This is a genomic window from Stenotrophomonas sp. NRRL B-14846, assembly GCF_050473585.1.
Taxonomy (GTDB): Bacteria; Pseudomonadota; Gammaproteobacteria; order Xanthomonadales; family Xanthomonadaceae; genus Stenotrophomonas.
Genome location: NZ_JBFLUN010000022.1, coordinates 1,194,022 through 1,208,107, shown reverse-complemented (window position 1 = coordinate 1,208,107; position 14,086 = coordinate 1,194,022). Strand labels below are relative to the sequence as shown.

The window sequence follows — 14,086 nt, the reverse complement described above, 5'->3', positions numbered from 1 at the left end:
GGAACGGGGCGCGGATCAGCGCGAAGCAAGGCGGTCGATGGCGGCGGCATAGCCTCGATGGCCATGCTCGAGCGTGCGTGCCACCCGTCCGGTGGTGGTCACGCTGACGCCAGTGCGCTCGTGGATCTCGCGGTACGGCACGCCCTGCTGCAGCAGAGGCACCACCTTCCAGCGGTCAGCCATGGCTTCCAGCTCGGCCGGGGTGCACAGGTCACGCAGGAAGGCCTCCACCTGTTCCGGCTCGCGTAGGGCGGCAAAGGCTTGGGCCAGGGCTTCCAGGTCGGCCTTCGGGTCTTTGGCGGCAATCTCGGGGCGGGCTTTCACGGGGTCGTATCCATGCATCAATGTAATAGCGCGTTAGTACATTAGCGCATTCTTGCGCAGTGCGTCAAATCGAGGATTGAGGGGATGGCAGGGCTGCTGCCCTGCACCCGCCAAGAGCCAGAGCAAAAGCAAATGCTGATTTCCTGAGCGTTGGCGGGGAGGGTCCGGTGGCAGGGGACGCCGTAAACCCATCCGTGGGGGCTTGGTCGCGGCATCCATGCCGCTCACACCCCTGCCACCGGACCCTCCCCGCCTTCGACAGTTGGCCGCGGTCTGCTGGATCTCGCTGGGAAAGTGATCGAGAACGGCTTTTGTAGAGTCGAGCCATGCTCGACTGCGCTTCGTCCGGAAACGCAGAACGCCCACCAAAGGGTGGGCGTTCTTCTTTCAAATCAACAACCTGGCCCGACTCAGGGCAGGCAGTGCACCTCGGCCTGCAGCGCCCCGCGCCGCAGGCATTCGCCGAAGAGGCTGCCCTGCCGGCTCGGCAGGGACTGGATGTTCTGCAACGCCCCTGCGCCCGCCGGGCACTTCCGCAAAGCCAAGGCCTGCAGGTCAGCCTCAAGCTGCGCACGGTCGATCACGTGGCAGCGGTCAACCTGCAGCCGGTACTGTGCCGGGCCCATCCGGGCACTGCGCAGCACCGGGTCACTCTGGCAGCCCGCCAGCAGGAGCACGGTGAGTACCCCTGCGGCGGCCGGCTTCACACCATCGCCTTGGACTGCTCCAGCTCCACCAGCAGGGTGCTGGCCAGCTCGTCGCGCGACACTTCGAACTGCTGCTCGCGCAGCAGGTCCTTCACCGCCACCACGCCACGCGCCAGCTCGTCTTCACCGGCCAGCACCACGAAGCGGATGCCGGCCTTGGCCGCGTACTGGAACTGCTTGCCGATCTTCTTCGGCTCCATCTGCACTTCGGTGTTGATGCCACCGGCGCGCAGGCGGCGCGCGATGTCCAGCGACTGCGGCATGCCCTGCTCGTCCATCAGCGCCACCAGCGCCTGCACGCTGCTGGCTTCAATGCCGTCGATCAGGCCGGCCTCGCGCAGCTGCCAGAACAGGCGCGACAGGCCGATGGAGATACCCACACCCGGCAGCTTCGACTTGCTGTAGTGGCTGGCCAGGTCTTCGTAACGGCCGCCCGAGCAGATCGACCCGATCTGCGGGTGGTCGGTCAGCGTGGTCTCGTAGACAGTGCCGGTGTAGTAGTCCAGGCCGCGCGCGATGGAGAAGTTCAGGCAGTACGCGCTTTCCGGCACGCCCAGCGCCTGCACCAGCTGCAGCACTTCGCGCAGTTCGGCGACGCCGGTACGCAGGATCTCCGAAGAACCGGCGTCGGCTTCCAGCGTGGCCAGCTGCGCCAGCGCATCGGCATGGCCCTGCGAACGCACGGCGACGAACGCCAGGATCTTCTCGACCTGTTCTGCCGGGATGTTGAAGCCCTCGCCCACCAGCGTCTCGCGCACATAATCGGCGCCGCGCTTGTCCAGCTTGTCCACTTCGCGCAGCACCGCCAGCTGGCGCTCGCCTTCGGCCACGCCCAGGCTCTCGAAGAAGCCGCGCATCAGCTTGCGGTTGTTCAGCTGGATGCTGAAGTCACCGATGCGCAGTTCCGAGAACACTGCATGGATGACCGCCAGCACTTCAGCGTCGTACCGCACGCTCAGGCTGTCCTTGCCGATCACATCGATGTCGCACTGGTAGAACTCGCGGAAACGGCCGCGCTGGGCGCGCTCGCCACGGTAGACGCGCTGCATCTGGTAACGGCGGAACGGGAAGGTCAGTTCGTGTTCGTGCTCGGCCACGTAGCGTGCCAGCGGCACGGTCAGGTCGAAGCGCAGCGCCATTTCCGGCAGCGAACGGTCGCCCGATTCGGCCGCGTTCGCCAGCGCGCCGGTGGACTGCACGAAGTACACCTGGCGCTCGGTCTCGCCGCCGGACTTGGTCAGCAGCACGTCGGACAGCTCGAACACCGGCGTCTCCACCGGCAGGAACCCGAAGCGCTCGTAGTTGCGGCGGATGACGTCCAGCATGCGCTGGAACGCAATCTGCTCGCGCGGCAGCAGTTCAAGGGTGCCGGGCGGGGTACGGGGCTTGATCACGGGCGGAACTCCTGCTGGAACGGGACGTGGGAGGGGGCGACATTCTAGCGCCCCCGCCTCGGGCAGGGTCGAACGGCCGCTTGAAGTATCATAAGGCCCTCCCCGCCCGCGATACGCCCCCCGCAACATGTCACGGCCTTCCGGCGCTCCGCCCGCCACCAACGATCCCGCCTCGCCGTCCTGCACCACGCTGGACTGCCTGCACTGCTCGGTTCGCCACCTTGCGGTGTGCTCGGCGCTGTCGCCCGATGAAGTGCAGGCGCTGGAACAGGTCACCGTCTCGCAGCAGGTCAGCATGGGCAGCACGCTGGCCCGCACCGGCGAAGAGCGCGACCATGTCTATACATTGACTGCCGGCGCACTGCGCCTGGTGCGCACCCTGGCCGACGGCCGCCGCCAGATCAACGGCTTCGTGCTGCCCGGCGACTACCTGGGCCTGAGCGGCAGCGACCACCACCGCTACGATATCGAGGCCATCGCCGACAGCCGCGTATGCCGCGTCGCGCTGCCACAGATGAAGGCCCTGCGCAGCCGTTTCCCGCACCTGGAGCGCAAGCTGCTGCAGCGCGCCTGCCAGGAACTGGATGCCGCACAGGATGCTGCGCTGGCGCTGGCTCGCCTGCAGCCGGCCGAGAAGCTGGCTGATTTCCTGCTGCGCCTGGCCGCGCGCGAGGCCAAACTGGGCGGCGACGGCCTGCGCGTATCGCTGCCGATGGGCCGCGGCGATATCGCCGACCATCTGGGCCTGACCATGGAAACGGTCAGCCGCACCTTCACCAAGTTGCGCCAGCAGGGGCTGATCGCCCTGCCCCACCTGAACGTGGTGGAGATCCTCGACGAGGATGGGCTGCGCACGCTGGCCGGTGAAGGGTTGATCTGACCGCATCGCGGTCCGTGGGGTTGCCGGCCAGCGGCCGGCACTACCCGAATGCATTTCCCTGGTAGTGCCGGCCGCTGGCCGGCAACCGCGTCCCTCTCCGATCAGCGCAGCAGTACCTCACGCAATGCCGTGTAATCGGCCGCCAACGGTTCGGCGTGCGCCGGCCGCTGCAGCAACGCATCCAGTGCAGGCGGCACCGCCACCGTTTCGCCGATCAGCGGCTCGACCACGGCTTCGAACTTCGCGGGGTGCGCCGTGGCCACCACCGCCCAGTCGCCCTTGGCACCGCGCGCGCGCAGGTCCTGCAACACCTTCACCGCCGTCGCCGTGTGCGGGCAGAACAGCTCGCCACTACTGGCATGCGCTGCCGCAATCGTTGCGCGGATGGTCACGTCATCCACCGCGAACGCGCGGAATGCCGCGCGCAGCTCTGCATCATCTCCGTGGTAAAGCCAGCGCAGGCGTTCGAAGTTGCTTGGCGCACCCACATCCATTGCATTGGCCACCGTGGCCACACTGGCCTGCGGCTGGTAGTCGCCGCCACTGAAGTACGCTGGCAGCACCGCATTGGCATTGGTGGCCAGCACGATCTGACCGATCGGCACACCCAGCGCGCGCGCCAGCACCGCTGCCATCGCATTGCCCAGGTTGCCGGTCGGCACCACCAGGTTGAGCCGGCGGCGATGCACCGCGTAATGGGTCAATGCCGCATGTGCGTAGTAACTCATCTGCGGCAGCAGTCGGCCCAGGCTGATGCTGTTGGCCGAGCTCAACGGCACCTGTGCCTGCAGTTCGCGGTCAGCCAGTGCCTGCTTGACCATCGCCTGGCAGTCGTCGAATGCGCCCGCCACACGCAGGGCCTGGATGTTGTCGCCGAAACAACCGAGCTGGTGCGCCTGGCGCGGAGATACGCGGCCATCCGGATACAGCACCACCACGCGCACGCCCGGCTGGCGATGGAAGGCCGCCGCAACGGCGGCACCGGTATCGCCGGACGTGGCGACGACGATCGTCAGATCGCGGTCCTTGCCGGCCTGCAGCCGCGACAGCGTACCGGCCAAGAAGCGCGCGCCGATATCCTTGAACGCTGCGGTCGGCCCATGGAACAGCTCCAGCACGTGGTCACCGTCGCCGAGCGCACGCAGCGGCACCGGGAAGTCGAACGCTTCGCGGCAGATCGCCGGAAGCGCAGCCTCAAGTGCATCATCAGCGAAGAACGGTGCCAGCAGATCGGCGGCGGTATCGGCCAGGGTCGGCCCAGCCTGCAGTTCGCGGGCTGCCGGCAGACGCTCGGGGACATACAGCCCGCCATCGGGTGCCAATCCGGCGGCGATTGCCGCGCTGAGGCCAACGGCTGGAGACTGGCCGCGGGTCGAAACAAATTGCATGGGTTCGGTATCCAGTAATGGGGAAGGATTCAGCACAGCCGGGCTCCCGGTGCATCCAGCGGCGATACCCAGGCGTCACTGTCGAAGCCGGCCGCAGCGAACGCTGCCTGCACCGGCGCCGCAGCGGCACGCGCCTGGTCGGCATCCTCGAACCAGGCGAACACGCTGGGTCCGGCACCTGAGATGCCCGCGCCCATTGCATGGGACGACAGCGCCGCATCACGGGCGGCCTCGAAGCCGGCAATCAATCCGGCCCGTCGCGGTTCGACCAGCACATCGCGCAGGCCCGCGCGTACCAGCGCCGCGTCACTGCGATGGCAGCCACTGAGCACCAGCGCGAGGTTCGCGCTCTGTGCCACGAACTCGCCCAGCGCATAGCTGCCCTGCAGGGCCTGGCGGGCACGGCGCGTTTCCAGCACCGCTTGCGGATGCACCAGCAGGCTGTGCCAGCTGGCAGGCACCGGGATCGGCAACAGGCGATCGGCCGTACACAACGCCAGGCCACCCAGCAGCAGCGGGCCGACGTTGTCACCGTGGCGGCCGCCACTGGCCACCGCCTCACCGTCCAGCGCAAACGGATACAGCGCCTCGCGCGACAGCGGCACATCCAGCAGCGCGTTGGCGGCAACCAGCGCCGCGACACTCGACGCGGCCGATCCGCCCATGCCGGAACCGAACGGAATGCCCTTGTCGATCTCGACCGCGAAACCGAAATCCAGGCCCAGGCCTTCGCGCAGCGACATCAGCGCAGCCCCCGCGGTGTTGCCGGCGGCGTCCAGCGGCAGCGCGACGGCACTGCCACGGATCGCATCGATCCGCACCACCGGCTCATCGATGCGGCGCACGCTCACGGTATCGCCGATACCGGCAATGGCATGGCCGAGAATGTCGAAGCCCACTGCCACGTTGGCCACCGAAGCGGGCGCGAACGCACGTGCGATCACAGCCGCGCCCCTTCACCGGCGGCGACCCGCAGCAGGTCCGCGAACACACCCGCTGCCGTCACTTCCGGACCCGCACCCGGCCCCTGCACCACCAACGGGTTGTCGCAGTAGCGACGGGTGCGGAACTGCACCACGTTGTCGGTCAGCCGCAGGTTGGCGAAGGCATGATCGGCCGGCAGTTCCTGCAGGCCGACCGAGGCGCCATCGGCACCCAGCTGTGCCACATAGCGCAGCACCGCCCCCCGCGCCCGCGCGTCCTGCAGGCGTTGCAGCAGGCTGGCGTCGGACTCACCCAGCCGCGCCATGAAGTCATCCACGCCGCCCTCGCGCAGCAGCGCCGGCACCAGGCTTTCCACGTCCACCTGCTCAAGGCTGAGCGCGTGGCCGGCTTCGCGGGCCAGGATCACCAGCTTGCGCGCCACGTCCACGCCCGAAAGATCATCGCGCGGGTCCGGCTCGGTGTAGCCCATCGACCGCGCCTGCGCGACCAGCTGCGAGAACGGCTGGCTGCCATCGAAGCGGTTGAACAGCCAGGCCAGCGTGCCCGAGAAGATGCCTTCGATGGCCAGCACCTCGTCACCGGTGTCGACCAGGTCACGCAGCGTGGTGATCACCGGCAGGCCCGCGCCAACGGTGGCCTCGTAGCGGAAACGCGCACCACTGGCCGCCGCAGCCGCGCGGATGCGCTGGTAGCGTGGCAGCGGCCCGGCGCCGGCCTGTTTGTTCGGGGTGACCACGTGGATGCCGGCTGCCAGCCAACCCTCATAGCGCTCGGCCACCTCGGCACTGCCACTGCAGTCGATCACCACCGCATGCGGCAGGCGCGCGGCCAGCAGGTGTTCGGTGAAGCGATCAAGATCGCTGCTCTCACCCGCTTGCTGAAGGGCTTCGCGCCAGTCGGCATGCAGCCCATCCGCATCCAGGCGCATGCGCGAACGCGAGGCCAGTGCGCGCAGGCGCAGGTCGACATTGGCCTTGGCCAGCAGCTGCGGGCGCGCGGCCAGCAGCTGGTCCAGCAGCGCGGCACCGACGTTGCCCGGCCCGATCACACCCACCGCGAAGGTCTGCGGCGACAGCCAGAACCCAGCATGTGCAGCGCGCAGCGCGCGGGTGGCATCGGCACTGTCCACCGCCACCGAGATGTTGCGTTCGGACGAACCCTGCGCGATCGCCAGGATATTCACCTGCGCACGCCCCAGTGCCTCGAACAGGCGCGCCGCCACACCCGGTTGACCGGCCATGCCGTCACCCACCGCCGCCAGTACGCTGACGCCCTCGCTGACCTGCACGCGCTGCACCTGGCCCACCGACAACTCATGCGCGAACGCATGCAGCAGCGCCTCGCGGCCGCGCGCAGCTTCGGCGGCGCGTACCACGCAGCAGATCGAATGCTCCGACGAACCCTGCGAAATCATCACCACCGACACCTGCGCCTGGCGCAGGGCGGCGAATACGCGCTCTGCAGTGCCCGGCACGCCGATCAGACCGGTGCCTTCCAGGTTCAACAGGGCCAAGCCGGGGCTCAGGGTCAGGCCCTTCACCGGCCCTCGCGGCGAGCGCTCGGCACTGATGCGCGTACCCGGATGCGCCGGCTGGAACGTATTGCGGATGAAGATCGGCAGGCCGAGGCGGATCGCCGGCGACATCGTCTGCGGGTGCACCACCTTGGCGCCGAAGTAGGCCAGTTCGCAGGCCTCGTCGTAGCTGAGCGATTCGAGCTGCACGGCTTCGGGCACCAGCCGCGGGTCGGCTGACAGCACGCCGTCGACGTCGGTCCAGATGTGCAGTTCATCGGCGTTGAACAGCGCGGCGAAGATCGCACCGGAGTAGTCGCTGCCGTTGCGGCCAAGCGTGGTGATGCGGTCATCGCGATCACGCGCGACGAAACCGGTGGCGACCAGGCGCGGCTGCGGATGCTGCAGCCGCCACTTGGCGAGGCGGTCGGCGCTGGCTTCCCAGTCGACATCGACGCCCAGTTCGCCATGCCCGACCACCAGCACCTCGCGCGCATCGAGCACCGCACAGTCTTCGCCCAGGGCCCGCAGGTGGGTACCGAGCAGTTGCGCGGAGAACACTTCGCCCAGGCCCTGCACGCGGTCCAGCACCTCGCGCGGCAGCTCGCCGATCACCGCCAGCGCCGCCAATACTTCAGCCAGCTGATCGAAGCGGGCGTCGATCCACTCGACGGTCTCGCCCACCTGTTCGCCCAGCAGCGCCACGGCGGCGCCGCGATGGCGCGCGCGCAGCGCATGCCAGGCCTCGCGCCAGCCTTCATCGCCCTTGGCCGCCAGCTGCGCCAGTTCGATCAACGCGTCGGTGACCCCCTTCATCGCAGAGACAACAGTGACCTGCAGCGATTCGGGGCGGGCCAGCAGCAGGCCGGCAACATGGCGATAGCGTTCGGCATCGGCCACCGAGGTGCCGCCGAACTTGTGCACGACAGTGGACGGTGCAGCCAGATCGGCCGGGGCAACGGGATGGGCGGGGGCGTGGGAAGACATGCAGACCTCGGTAGGAGGCCCCGTCGCATGCAGGTGTCGAGTTTCCCCGCCACCTGGATGGTGCGGGGCCGTGGTTTTCGGGAGTTACACGAAGACGACGGGCCGCACCAGGGCAGTGGTGACGGTGGTGGTGGTAATGGTGGTGGTGGCGACCGGCGCAGTCGAACGGCCCGCGGTGGCGGGGGCGATCAGGCTGGCGTGGGCGGCATCAAGAACCATGACGCACAGAAAACACCGTGCGCCGGGCCGCTGTCAAGTGCTGCGATGCAAAAAATCGTTGCCGCGATCATCGGCCAACGTGCCGACATTTGGTTGCATCTGAGACCAAGCGGCCATCAGTACGCTTGACGGCCGCATTCAGCCAGCATGTTCGGCGATCGCCCGTGGCGTGCGATGCGCATGCGCGCACAGCATCACGCCGGCCACCAGGAACACGATCGCCAGCGCTTCCAGCAGCGAGGGCCAGCGCTGCTGCCAGGCAAAGGCATACAGCAGCGCGAACAGGGTTTCGAACACGATCATCTGCCCGGTCAGGGTCAACGGCAGCAGGCGGCTGGCGCGGTTCCAGAACGCGTTGCCGAGGATCGAGGCCACCACAGCCACGCCCGCGCTGATCGCCCAGAAGCCCCCCCACTGTGCCGCCGTGTGGGCGCCGCTGTGGCCGATGAAGGCCATCGGTACCAGCAGCAGGGCCAGGCCGCCGGTGGTGACGCCGGTCAGCAACGACCAGTCGTGGCTGGACAGGTCCGGCCGGCGTGCCAGCCAACGACTGTTGCCGATCGAGTACAGCGCCCATGAGAACAGCGCACCGAATGCACAGAGCAGGCCGATCAGGCGCTGCCGCCACGGTGTTGCGAGGTGTTCGGACATCAGGGCTTCCCAGCCCACCAGCGCCACGCCGAGCACGCACAGGCCCAGCGCCGGCAGCAGCTGCTTCAACGGCACCGCGCCCTGCTCGCGCACGCCGACCAGGGTGACCACCACCGGAATCAGGCCGACGATCAGCGATGCCGCCGCGCCACCGGCCCACTGCACGGCCGTGGCCAGCAGCAGGAAATACACCAGGTTGCCGGCCAGGCTCAGCCACAGCAGCCCGAACCATTCGGCACGGCCCAGCCGCGGTGCCAACCGCTTCCAGCGCGGCAGCAACAGAGCGACGGCAATCAGGCCATAGACCAGGTAGCGACCGGCCGACAGTTGCAACGCATTGAACGACTGCAGCACGGCGGGCGCGAGAAAGACCACGCCCCACAGCGCGCCAGCGGCAACGCCATTGGCGATGCCCAGGGCCATCGGGTTGTTGCGCATTCGGGTTCTTCGGGGGGAGAGAACAGGCCGCGCAGTGTAAGCGCTCGCCGCTGGACGCTCTTGACCGAGGCTACTGCCCTCCCGCCTCTGTAGAGTCGAGCCATGCTCGACTGCCGTTCGCGAGGTGGTCGGTGCAGAAGCACTCGAGCCTGGCTCGACGCTACAGTCCGGCGCTCCTGCGCCAGGCGGCCGGCGTCTGCCCGCACTCACGACGCAGCGCGCGGGTCAGTGCACTCTGCTCGGAATAGCCTGCGGCCAGTGCGATATCGCTGATCGGCGCCGCGCTGGTACGCAGCTGGTGCTTGGCCCAACGCAACCGGCTTGCACTGAGCCAGGCCTGAGGACTCAGCCCGAACTCCCGCTGGAACAGCGCATGCAACCGGCTCTCGCTGACGCCGACGAAGGCGGCCATGCGTACTACCGGCCACGCCTGGCCCGGATCGACCTGCACCGCCGCGCACAGGCCCTGCATGCGCGCACCACTGCCCGCCGGTGCGAACACCTGGAGCAGCTGCGGCAGCAGGGCCGGCAACGGTTGGCCCTCACGCACCTGCGCCAGGCGCTGCCGCAGCGCCAGTGGCAGATGCAGCCAGCGCTGGCGGCACAGGTGCTGCTGGGTATCGTCATCGAGCACACCGGGCGCGCAATCGACAATCACGAAACCATTGGGACCGTCGGCCATCTGGTCATGCGCTTCTCCGGCTGCAACGAACGCCCCCTGCAGCAGGTCCAGGCGCCCACCGCGCCCCTCCATCTCGAACTGCAATTCGCCCTGCAGCGGCAGCACCCACTGCGCATAGTCGTGGCGGTCCAGGCCGGTAGCCTGGCCGTAGTGCCGCAGGTGGAAGATCGCGCCCATGTGACGAGTGTGCGCGTGCTGACATTTCCCTGCAACGCAGCCCCGGCACCGGCCATGCTATGTTCCAGCCGGTTCCAGACGCAGGGATGGCAGGATGAACAGCATGATCCGATTGCTTCCGCTGGCACTGGCCAGCGTCTTCCCCCTGGCCGCCCTGGCCCAGGCTCCATCCACGCCACCGGCCGCCGAGCGCATCGCACCTGCACCGCACTGCCTGGACGCACGTGACGTACGCCAGGTCGAGCAGGAGACGCCGACCGCCATCGCGGTCCGTGACGGCAAGGGCCAGGCCTACCGCATCGATTTCAGCGCAGCCTGCCCGGGCGTCAACGAAGCCAGCGCACTGCGGCTGGAGGCACCTTCGGGCTGGGCCTGCGGCCGTCCCAGCGAACAGGTGATGGTGGATGGCCGCCGCTGCGGCGTCGGCAGTGTCACCCCCATCGACAACCGGGAGTTCGCCAGCACCGCACGCCAGAGCAGCCGCCTGTACGCGGCCACCCTGCCGCGGGTGAACGTGACCGCCACGGGCAAGTCCAGCCGTGGCGGCAGCAGCCCGCGCCATACCTTCCAGGCCTCGCCAGCATTCTGCTTCGCCACCCGCCATGTGCGCAGCTGGAACGAGGATCCCCAGGGCGTGGTGGTGGAGACCAATCCGCGCCGCAATGGCGGCAACCGCTACTACCGTGTCGAACTGGCCGGCAGCTGCTCGATCCTGGCCGGGGCCACCTCGGTGGAATTCCAGTCCGGGTTCCAGAACGGCCTGATCTGTGGCAACCCGGGCGATCGCATCGTGGAGACGCCGTCCGGGATCCCCGGCGACATGCGCGCCAGCACGCCGCGCTTCGCCCGCCCGGGCTGCAGCGTGCTGGCGGTCTATCCGAAGGACGCGCCGGACCAGGCCTCGCGCTAGCCGTCGACGCCGAGGAAGGCGAACGGTGCACTGGGTACGAAGTGGCCCAGTGCATCGCCGGCGAACGTATTGCGCTGGTCCTTGCCAAGGTCGAGCTTGAGCACCTGCCCGCCGAAATCGACCTTGTTCAGATCGACCCAGAAGGTGTTGGGGGTCAGCGCCGATTCGAAGAAGTACAACCGCCGCTTGTGGTCGGCCACCGTGCGCCAGCGCGTCGATGAGATGTTCGGCTCGCCCGGCGTGGTGATGCCGTACGGCACCGACGCATTGCGGATCACGCTGAACACGCTGGCCAGCGCTTCCACCGGATCCTCGGCCTTGGGAATGGCGTTGATGTAGAACGACGCACGCGCGAAGCGGTCGGACGAGCGGTTGGTACCCGGCAGCATCACCGTGCCACCGATCTGCTGCCAGTAGCTGTTGAGTGCCAGCTGCTGCTCGAAGATCGGCGAGTTGGTCATCACCTGGTAGCGCCGGTCATGGTGGATCACCTGGCGACCGCCGATGTACTCGACGATGGCGCTGTCGCCGGTTGCGTCGGACAGCGACAGGTGCAGCGTTGCCTGGCGGTCCTCGCCCGGTACCTTGTCGGTGACGATCGAGTACGGCTCACGCTTCAGCGCCGCCACCGCCTCGTCCACGGTCGCGAAATTGTCCAGCACATACTGGGCCCACAGCGAGATCGCCAGGCCCGGCTTGTTGCCGCGCTGCTGCGGATACTCCGATTCGACCAGCCACAGCAGGTTGGCCACCAGGCCTTTCTCGTTCATGCCATCGGTGGTCGATACGTCGTAGCCGGTGGCCACCACCGAACCATAGCGCGCCGTCCAGGCCAGCGACTTCGGCCCCGCCTGGCCGGTGCGCGCGATGCCACGCGGCAGCACATAGAGGTTGGTCGCCACATCGACCTTCCAGTCCATCGAACGCGCGGTGATCACATCGCCGTTGTCGCCCAGGTACACCGCGCGCGTGCAGGCCAGCGCCGGTGCCACCGCAGCGGCCAGTGCGACCGCCAGCATTGCCCTGCCCGTCCACTTCATCCGAACCATGTCGTTGTGCTCCTTTCCCCGTGAACCCTGGATCTGACCGCACGCAGGGTGACACAGGGGTGAAGCCTCAGCGTACGACGCGATCGTGCAGCCAGAAACCTGCAAGCATCGCAGGCACGAACCACAGCGCTTCACGCGATGCGACTGCCAGCCCGGCGATGGCCGGTCCCGGGCAATAGCCCGCCCATCCCCAGCCGATACCGAACAGTGCGGCACCCAGCAGCAGGCGAGCATCGACATCACGCGCACTGGGCAGCTGGAAGCGCACTGCGAACCACGGCTGCGCGCGGCGCAGCACCCAGCGCTGCCCGACCGCACTGACCAGCAGCGCCGAGCCCAGCACCCACATCAGGGTGGGATCGAAATCACCCGCGATGTCGAGGAAGCCGAGTACACGGCGCGCGTCGGTCATCCCCGAAAGCGCCAGCCCCGCACCAAACAGCGCACCCGCCACCACCGCGGCGCCTGTCGCGCGGCTCATGCCAGGCCTCCGCCGTGGCGGATGAGGAAGGTGGTCAGCATCGCGCAGGCCATGAACACCAGCACCGCCAGCAGCGAGCGCTTCGAGCCGCGCGCCATGCCACAGACGCCGTGGCCACTGGTACAGCCACTGCCCAAGCGGGTGCCGAAGCCCACCAGCAGGCCGGCACCGACCAACTGCCAGGCAGGCAAGGCGTCGCGCAGCAGTGCCCGCGGCGACGCGTCGGGCAGCGACTGCCACCACAGCACCAGCCCGGCCGCTGCAAGCAGGCCGGACAGGAAGGCCCAGCGCCATCCGCGCTCGCCTTTCGCTGCGCGCAGGCTGCCTGCGGCGATCCCGCTGATACCGGCCACGCGGCCGAGGGTGGCGAGCAACAGCACTGCGGCGGCGCCGATCAGCGCCCCGCCAGCCACCGCAGTCCAAGGCAGGTTCATGCCCTGCCCTCATTCACGCCATTCATGGGATTGCCCCTTTGTTTAGATTTATCTAAATTAGACACTTCTAAACAAAAAGGTCAACCATGCCCAGCTCCCCGCTCGACAGCGCCGCGATGGCCGAACATGCCGCACAGGCCGCTGCGCTGCTCAAGCGCCTGGCCCATCCTGCCCGCCTGCGCGTGCTGTGCCGCCTGGTCGAAGGCGAAGCGCCGGTACCGGAACTGCAGGCGCTGACCGGATTGAGCGCGTCCGCGCTGTCGCAGCACCTGGCCGTACTGCGCGAACTGGACATCGTGGCGACCCGGCGCGAAGCGCAGGCCATCCACTACCGCATGCAGGAAGGGCCCGCATTGGGCGTGCTGCAGGCGCTGCATGCCGCCTATTGCGGCGGCGGTACCTCGCGCTGACGCTCAGCCGGCGTGCAGCGCTGGCTGCACAACGTTGTCGAGCAGATCCACCGGCGTCGGTGCGGAGCGATCGCCCTGCAGGGTACGGGTAAAACCCGACCAGTCACTGGATGACAGCTGGCGCAACAGCGCCTCCTCCACCGGCAGCGCGCGCATCGACCAGTACGGAAACTGGCGCTGGCCCAGGCGGCCGCGCGCCAGTTCAATGATGTCGATATGGCTGCCGGCCTGCAGGATGCGTTCGTAGACCGAGTCGATGCCATCCGGCGGCCCTTCGATGTACTGCAGGAAACGCCCGCCATCGTGCAGCAGCACGCCGGTCACCCCGGCCATCTTGTTGAAGCGGGCCGCATCGTCGACCAGCGCCTGCAGCCGTCCAGCGGAAAGATCCGGCAGCGCCCGGCTGACATAGGCGATCGCACGCAGTGGCATGGTGCTTCCTTGGCAATATGTACCGCCACGGTAACAGTTGCGGACGAGCCCGTCTCAGATCCACG

General features: G+C 68.1%; 16 protein-coding genes. 4 read left to right on the top strand and 12 right to left on the bottom strand.

Annotated features, from left to right (window positions below; all coding sequences use genetic code 11):
• Nucleotides 1-15 precede the first annotated feature (15 nt).
• From AB1281_RS07905 to hisS, 3 genes are all read right to left on the bottom strand, one after another.
• Nucleotides 16-324: a YerC/YecD family TrpR-related protein gene (locus AB1281_RS07905; protein WP_088025802.1), complete on the bottom strand. Its 309-nt coding sequence runs from the start codon at nt 322-324 to the stop codon at nt 16-18.
• A gap of 410 nt (nt 325-734) precedes the next feature.
• Nucleotides 735-1,031 carry a hypothetical protein gene (locus AB1281_RS07900; protein WP_430345519.1) on the bottom strand — a complete coding sequence of 99 codons (297 nt, stop codon included), beginning with the start codon at nt 1,029-1,031 and terminating at the stop codon, nt 735-737.
• The gene (gene hisS, locus AB1281_RS07895; RefSeq protein ID WP_049424742.1) at nt 1,028-2,425 is read right to left on the bottom strand and encodes a histidine--tRNA ligase; all 1,398 of its coding nucleotides are present in this window, start codon (nt 2,423-2,425) and stop codon (nt 1,028-1,030) included. The genes AB1281_RS07900 and hisS overlap by 4 nt, the downstream gene beginning before the upstream one ends.
• Nucleotides 2,426-2,552: 127 nt before the next feature.
• Between hisS and AB1281_RS07890 the strand changes: the two genes are divergently transcribed.
• Nucleotides 2,553-3,305 (top strand): Crp/Fnr family transcriptional regulator, encoded by a 753-nt coding sequence (locus AB1281_RS07890; protein WP_010482595.1) that lies wholly within the window; start codon nt 2,553-2,555, stop codon nt 3,303-3,305.
• Between the two features lie 101 nt (nt 3,306-3,406).
• Here the strand turns inward: AB1281_RS07890 and thrC are convergent, their stop codons facing one another.
• The 3 genes from thrC to thrA are packed head-to-tail and all read right to left on the bottom strand — an operon-like array spanning nt 3,407 to nt 8,138.
• On the bottom strand, nt 3,407-4,693 hold the full coding sequence (thrC, locus tag AB1281_RS07885) for a threonine synthase (protein ID WP_430345518.1): 1,287 nt from the start codon (nt 4,691-4,693) through the stop codon (nt 3,407-3,409).
• A gap of 29 nt (nt 4,694-4,722) precedes the next feature.
• A complete protein-coding gene (locus AB1281_RS07880; RefSeq protein ID WP_430345517.1) occupies nt 4,723-5,637 on the bottom strand; it encodes a homoserine kinase in 915 nt (304 codons plus the stop codon).
• A complete protein-coding gene (gene thrA / locus AB1281_RS07875; protein WP_430345516.1) occupies nt 5,634-8,138 on the bottom strand; it encodes a bifunctional aspartate kinase/homoserine dehydrogenase I in 2,505 nt (834 codons plus the stop codon). The genes AB1281_RS07880 and thrA overlap by 4 nt, the downstream gene beginning before the upstream one ends.
• A 27-nt stretch (nt 8,139-8,165) precedes the next feature.
• Here thrA and AB1281_RS07870 point away from each other — a divergent pair, with 27 nt between their 5' ends.
• Nucleotides 8,166-8,486, top strand: coding sequence for a hypothetical protein (locus AB1281_RS07870; protein WP_430345515.1), 321 nt, complete (start codon nt 8,166-8,168; stop codon nt 8,484-8,486).
• Nucleotides 8,487-8,495: 9 nt separating this feature from the next.
• Here the strand turns inward: AB1281_RS07870 and AB1281_RS07865 are convergent, their stop codons facing one another.
• Both AB1281_RS07865 and AB1281_RS07860 read right to left on the bottom strand, forming a co-directional pair.
• Entirely contained in the window at nt 8,496-9,446 is a 951-nt protein-coding gene (locus AB1281_RS07865; protein WP_430345514.1) for a DMT family transporter, read from the bottom strand.
• A gap of 160 nt (nt 9,447-9,606) precedes the next feature.
• Entirely contained in the window at nt 9,607-10,305 is a 699-nt protein-coding gene (locus AB1281_RS07860) for an AraC family transcriptional regulator (RefSeq protein WP_430345513.1), read from the bottom strand.
• A gap of 103 nt (nt 10,306-10,408) precedes the next feature.
• Between AB1281_RS07860 and AB1281_RS07855 the strand changes: the two genes are divergently transcribed.
• Complete coding sequence (locus tag AB1281_RS07855; RefSeq protein ID WP_430345512.1) at nt 10,409-11,215, top strand: DUF6491 family protein; 807 nt, start codon at nt 10,409-10,411, stop codon at nt 11,213-11,215.
• Here AB1281_RS07855 and AB1281_RS07850 read toward each other — a convergent pair.
• The 3 genes from AB1281_RS07850 to AB1281_RS07840 form a co-directional block, all read right to left on the bottom strand.
• Nucleotides 11,212-12,264, bottom strand: coding sequence for a linear amide C-N hydrolase (locus tag AB1281_RS07850; RefSeq protein WP_014036995.1), 1,053 nt, complete (start codon nt 12,262-12,264; stop codon nt 11,212-11,214). The two genes, AB1281_RS07855 and AB1281_RS07850, sit on opposite strands and share 4 nt — an antisense overlap.
• A 67-nt stretch (nt 12,265-12,331) precedes the next feature.
• On the bottom strand, nt 12,332-12,745 hold the full coding sequence (locus tag AB1281_RS07845) for a DUF6691 family protein (protein WP_101765363.1): 414 nt from the start codon (nt 12,743-12,745) through the stop codon (nt 12,332-12,334).
• Entirely contained in the window at nt 12,742-13,179 is a 438-nt protein-coding gene (locus AB1281_RS07840) for a YeeE/YedE family protein (protein ID WP_430345511.1), read from the bottom strand. Before AB1281_RS07840 ends, AB1281_RS07845 begins: the two co-directional genes overlap by 4 nt.
• An 86-nt stretch (nt 13,180-13,265) precedes the next feature.
• Between AB1281_RS07840 and AB1281_RS07835 the strand changes: the two genes are divergently transcribed.
• Nucleotides 13,266-13,589: an ArsR/SmtB family transcription factor gene (locus AB1281_RS07835; protein WP_430345510.1), complete on the top strand. Its 324-nt coding sequence runs from the start codon at nt 13,266-13,268 to the stop codon at nt 13,587-13,589.
• 3 nt (nt 13,590-13,592) lie between these two features.
• Here AB1281_RS07835 and AB1281_RS07830 read toward each other — a convergent pair whose 3' ends face one another.
• Nucleotides 13,593-14,021 carry a BLUF domain-containing protein gene (locus tag AB1281_RS07830; protein ID WP_014036991.1) on the bottom strand — a complete coding sequence of 143 codons (429 nt, stop codon included), beginning with the start codon at nt 14,019-14,021 and terminating at the stop codon, nt 13,593-13,595.
• Nucleotides 14,022-14,086: the final 65 nt, after the last annotated feature.

What these genes read in the sequence shown, in the direction of transcription:
- thrC (WP_430345518.1), bottom strand. Translation starts at nt 4,693, where the DNA reads ATGCAATTTGTTTCGACCCGCGGCCAGTCTCCAGCCGTTGGCCTCAGC.
- AB1281_RS07860 (WP_430345513.1), bottom strand. Translation starts at nt 10,305, where the DNA reads ATGGGCGCGATCTTCCACCTGCGGCACTACGGCCAGGCTACCGGCCTG.
- AB1281_RS07830 (WP_014036991.1), bottom strand. Translation starts at nt 14,021, where the DNA reads ATGCCACTGCGTGCGATCGCCTATGTCAGCCGGGCGCTGCCGGATCTT.
- AB1281_RS07840 (WP_430345511.1), bottom strand. Translation starts at nt 13,179, where the DNA reads ATGAACCTGCCTTGGACTGCGGTGGCTGGCGGGGCGCTGATCGGCGCC.
- AB1281_RS07855 (WP_430345512.1), top strand. Translation starts at nt 10,409, where the DNA reads ATGATCCGATTGCTTCCGCTGGCACTGGCCAGCGTCTTCCCCCTGGCC.
- AB1281_RS07870 (WP_430345515.1), top strand. Translation starts at nt 8,166, where the DNA reads ATGCAGGTGTCGAGTTTCCCCGCCACCTGGATGGTGCGGGGCCGTGGT.
- AB1281_RS07835 (WP_430345510.1), top strand. Translation starts at nt 13,266, where the DNA reads ATGCCCAGCTCCCCGCTCGACAGCGCCGCGATGGCCGAACATGCCGCA.
- thrA (WP_430345516.1), bottom strand. Translation starts at nt 8,138, where the DNA reads ATGTCTTCCCACGCCCCCGCCCATCCCGTTGCCCCGGCCGATCTGGCT.
- AB1281_RS07850 (WP_014036995.1), bottom strand. Translation starts at nt 12,264, where the DNA reads ATGGTTCGGATGAAGTGGACGGGCAGGGCAATGCTGGCGGTCGCACTG.
- AB1281_RS07890 (WP_010482595.1), top strand. Translation starts at nt 2,553, where the DNA reads ATGTCACGGCCTTCCGGCGCTCCGCCCGCCACCAACGATCCCGCCTCG.
- AB1281_RS07865 (WP_430345514.1), bottom strand. Translation starts at nt 9,446, where the DNA reads ATGCGCAACAACCCGATGGCCCTGGGCATCGCCAATGGCGTTGCCGCT.
- AB1281_RS07845 (WP_101765363.1), bottom strand. Translation starts at nt 12,745, where the DNA reads ATGAGCCGCGCGACAGGCGCCGCGGTGGTGGCGGGTGCGCTGTTTGGT.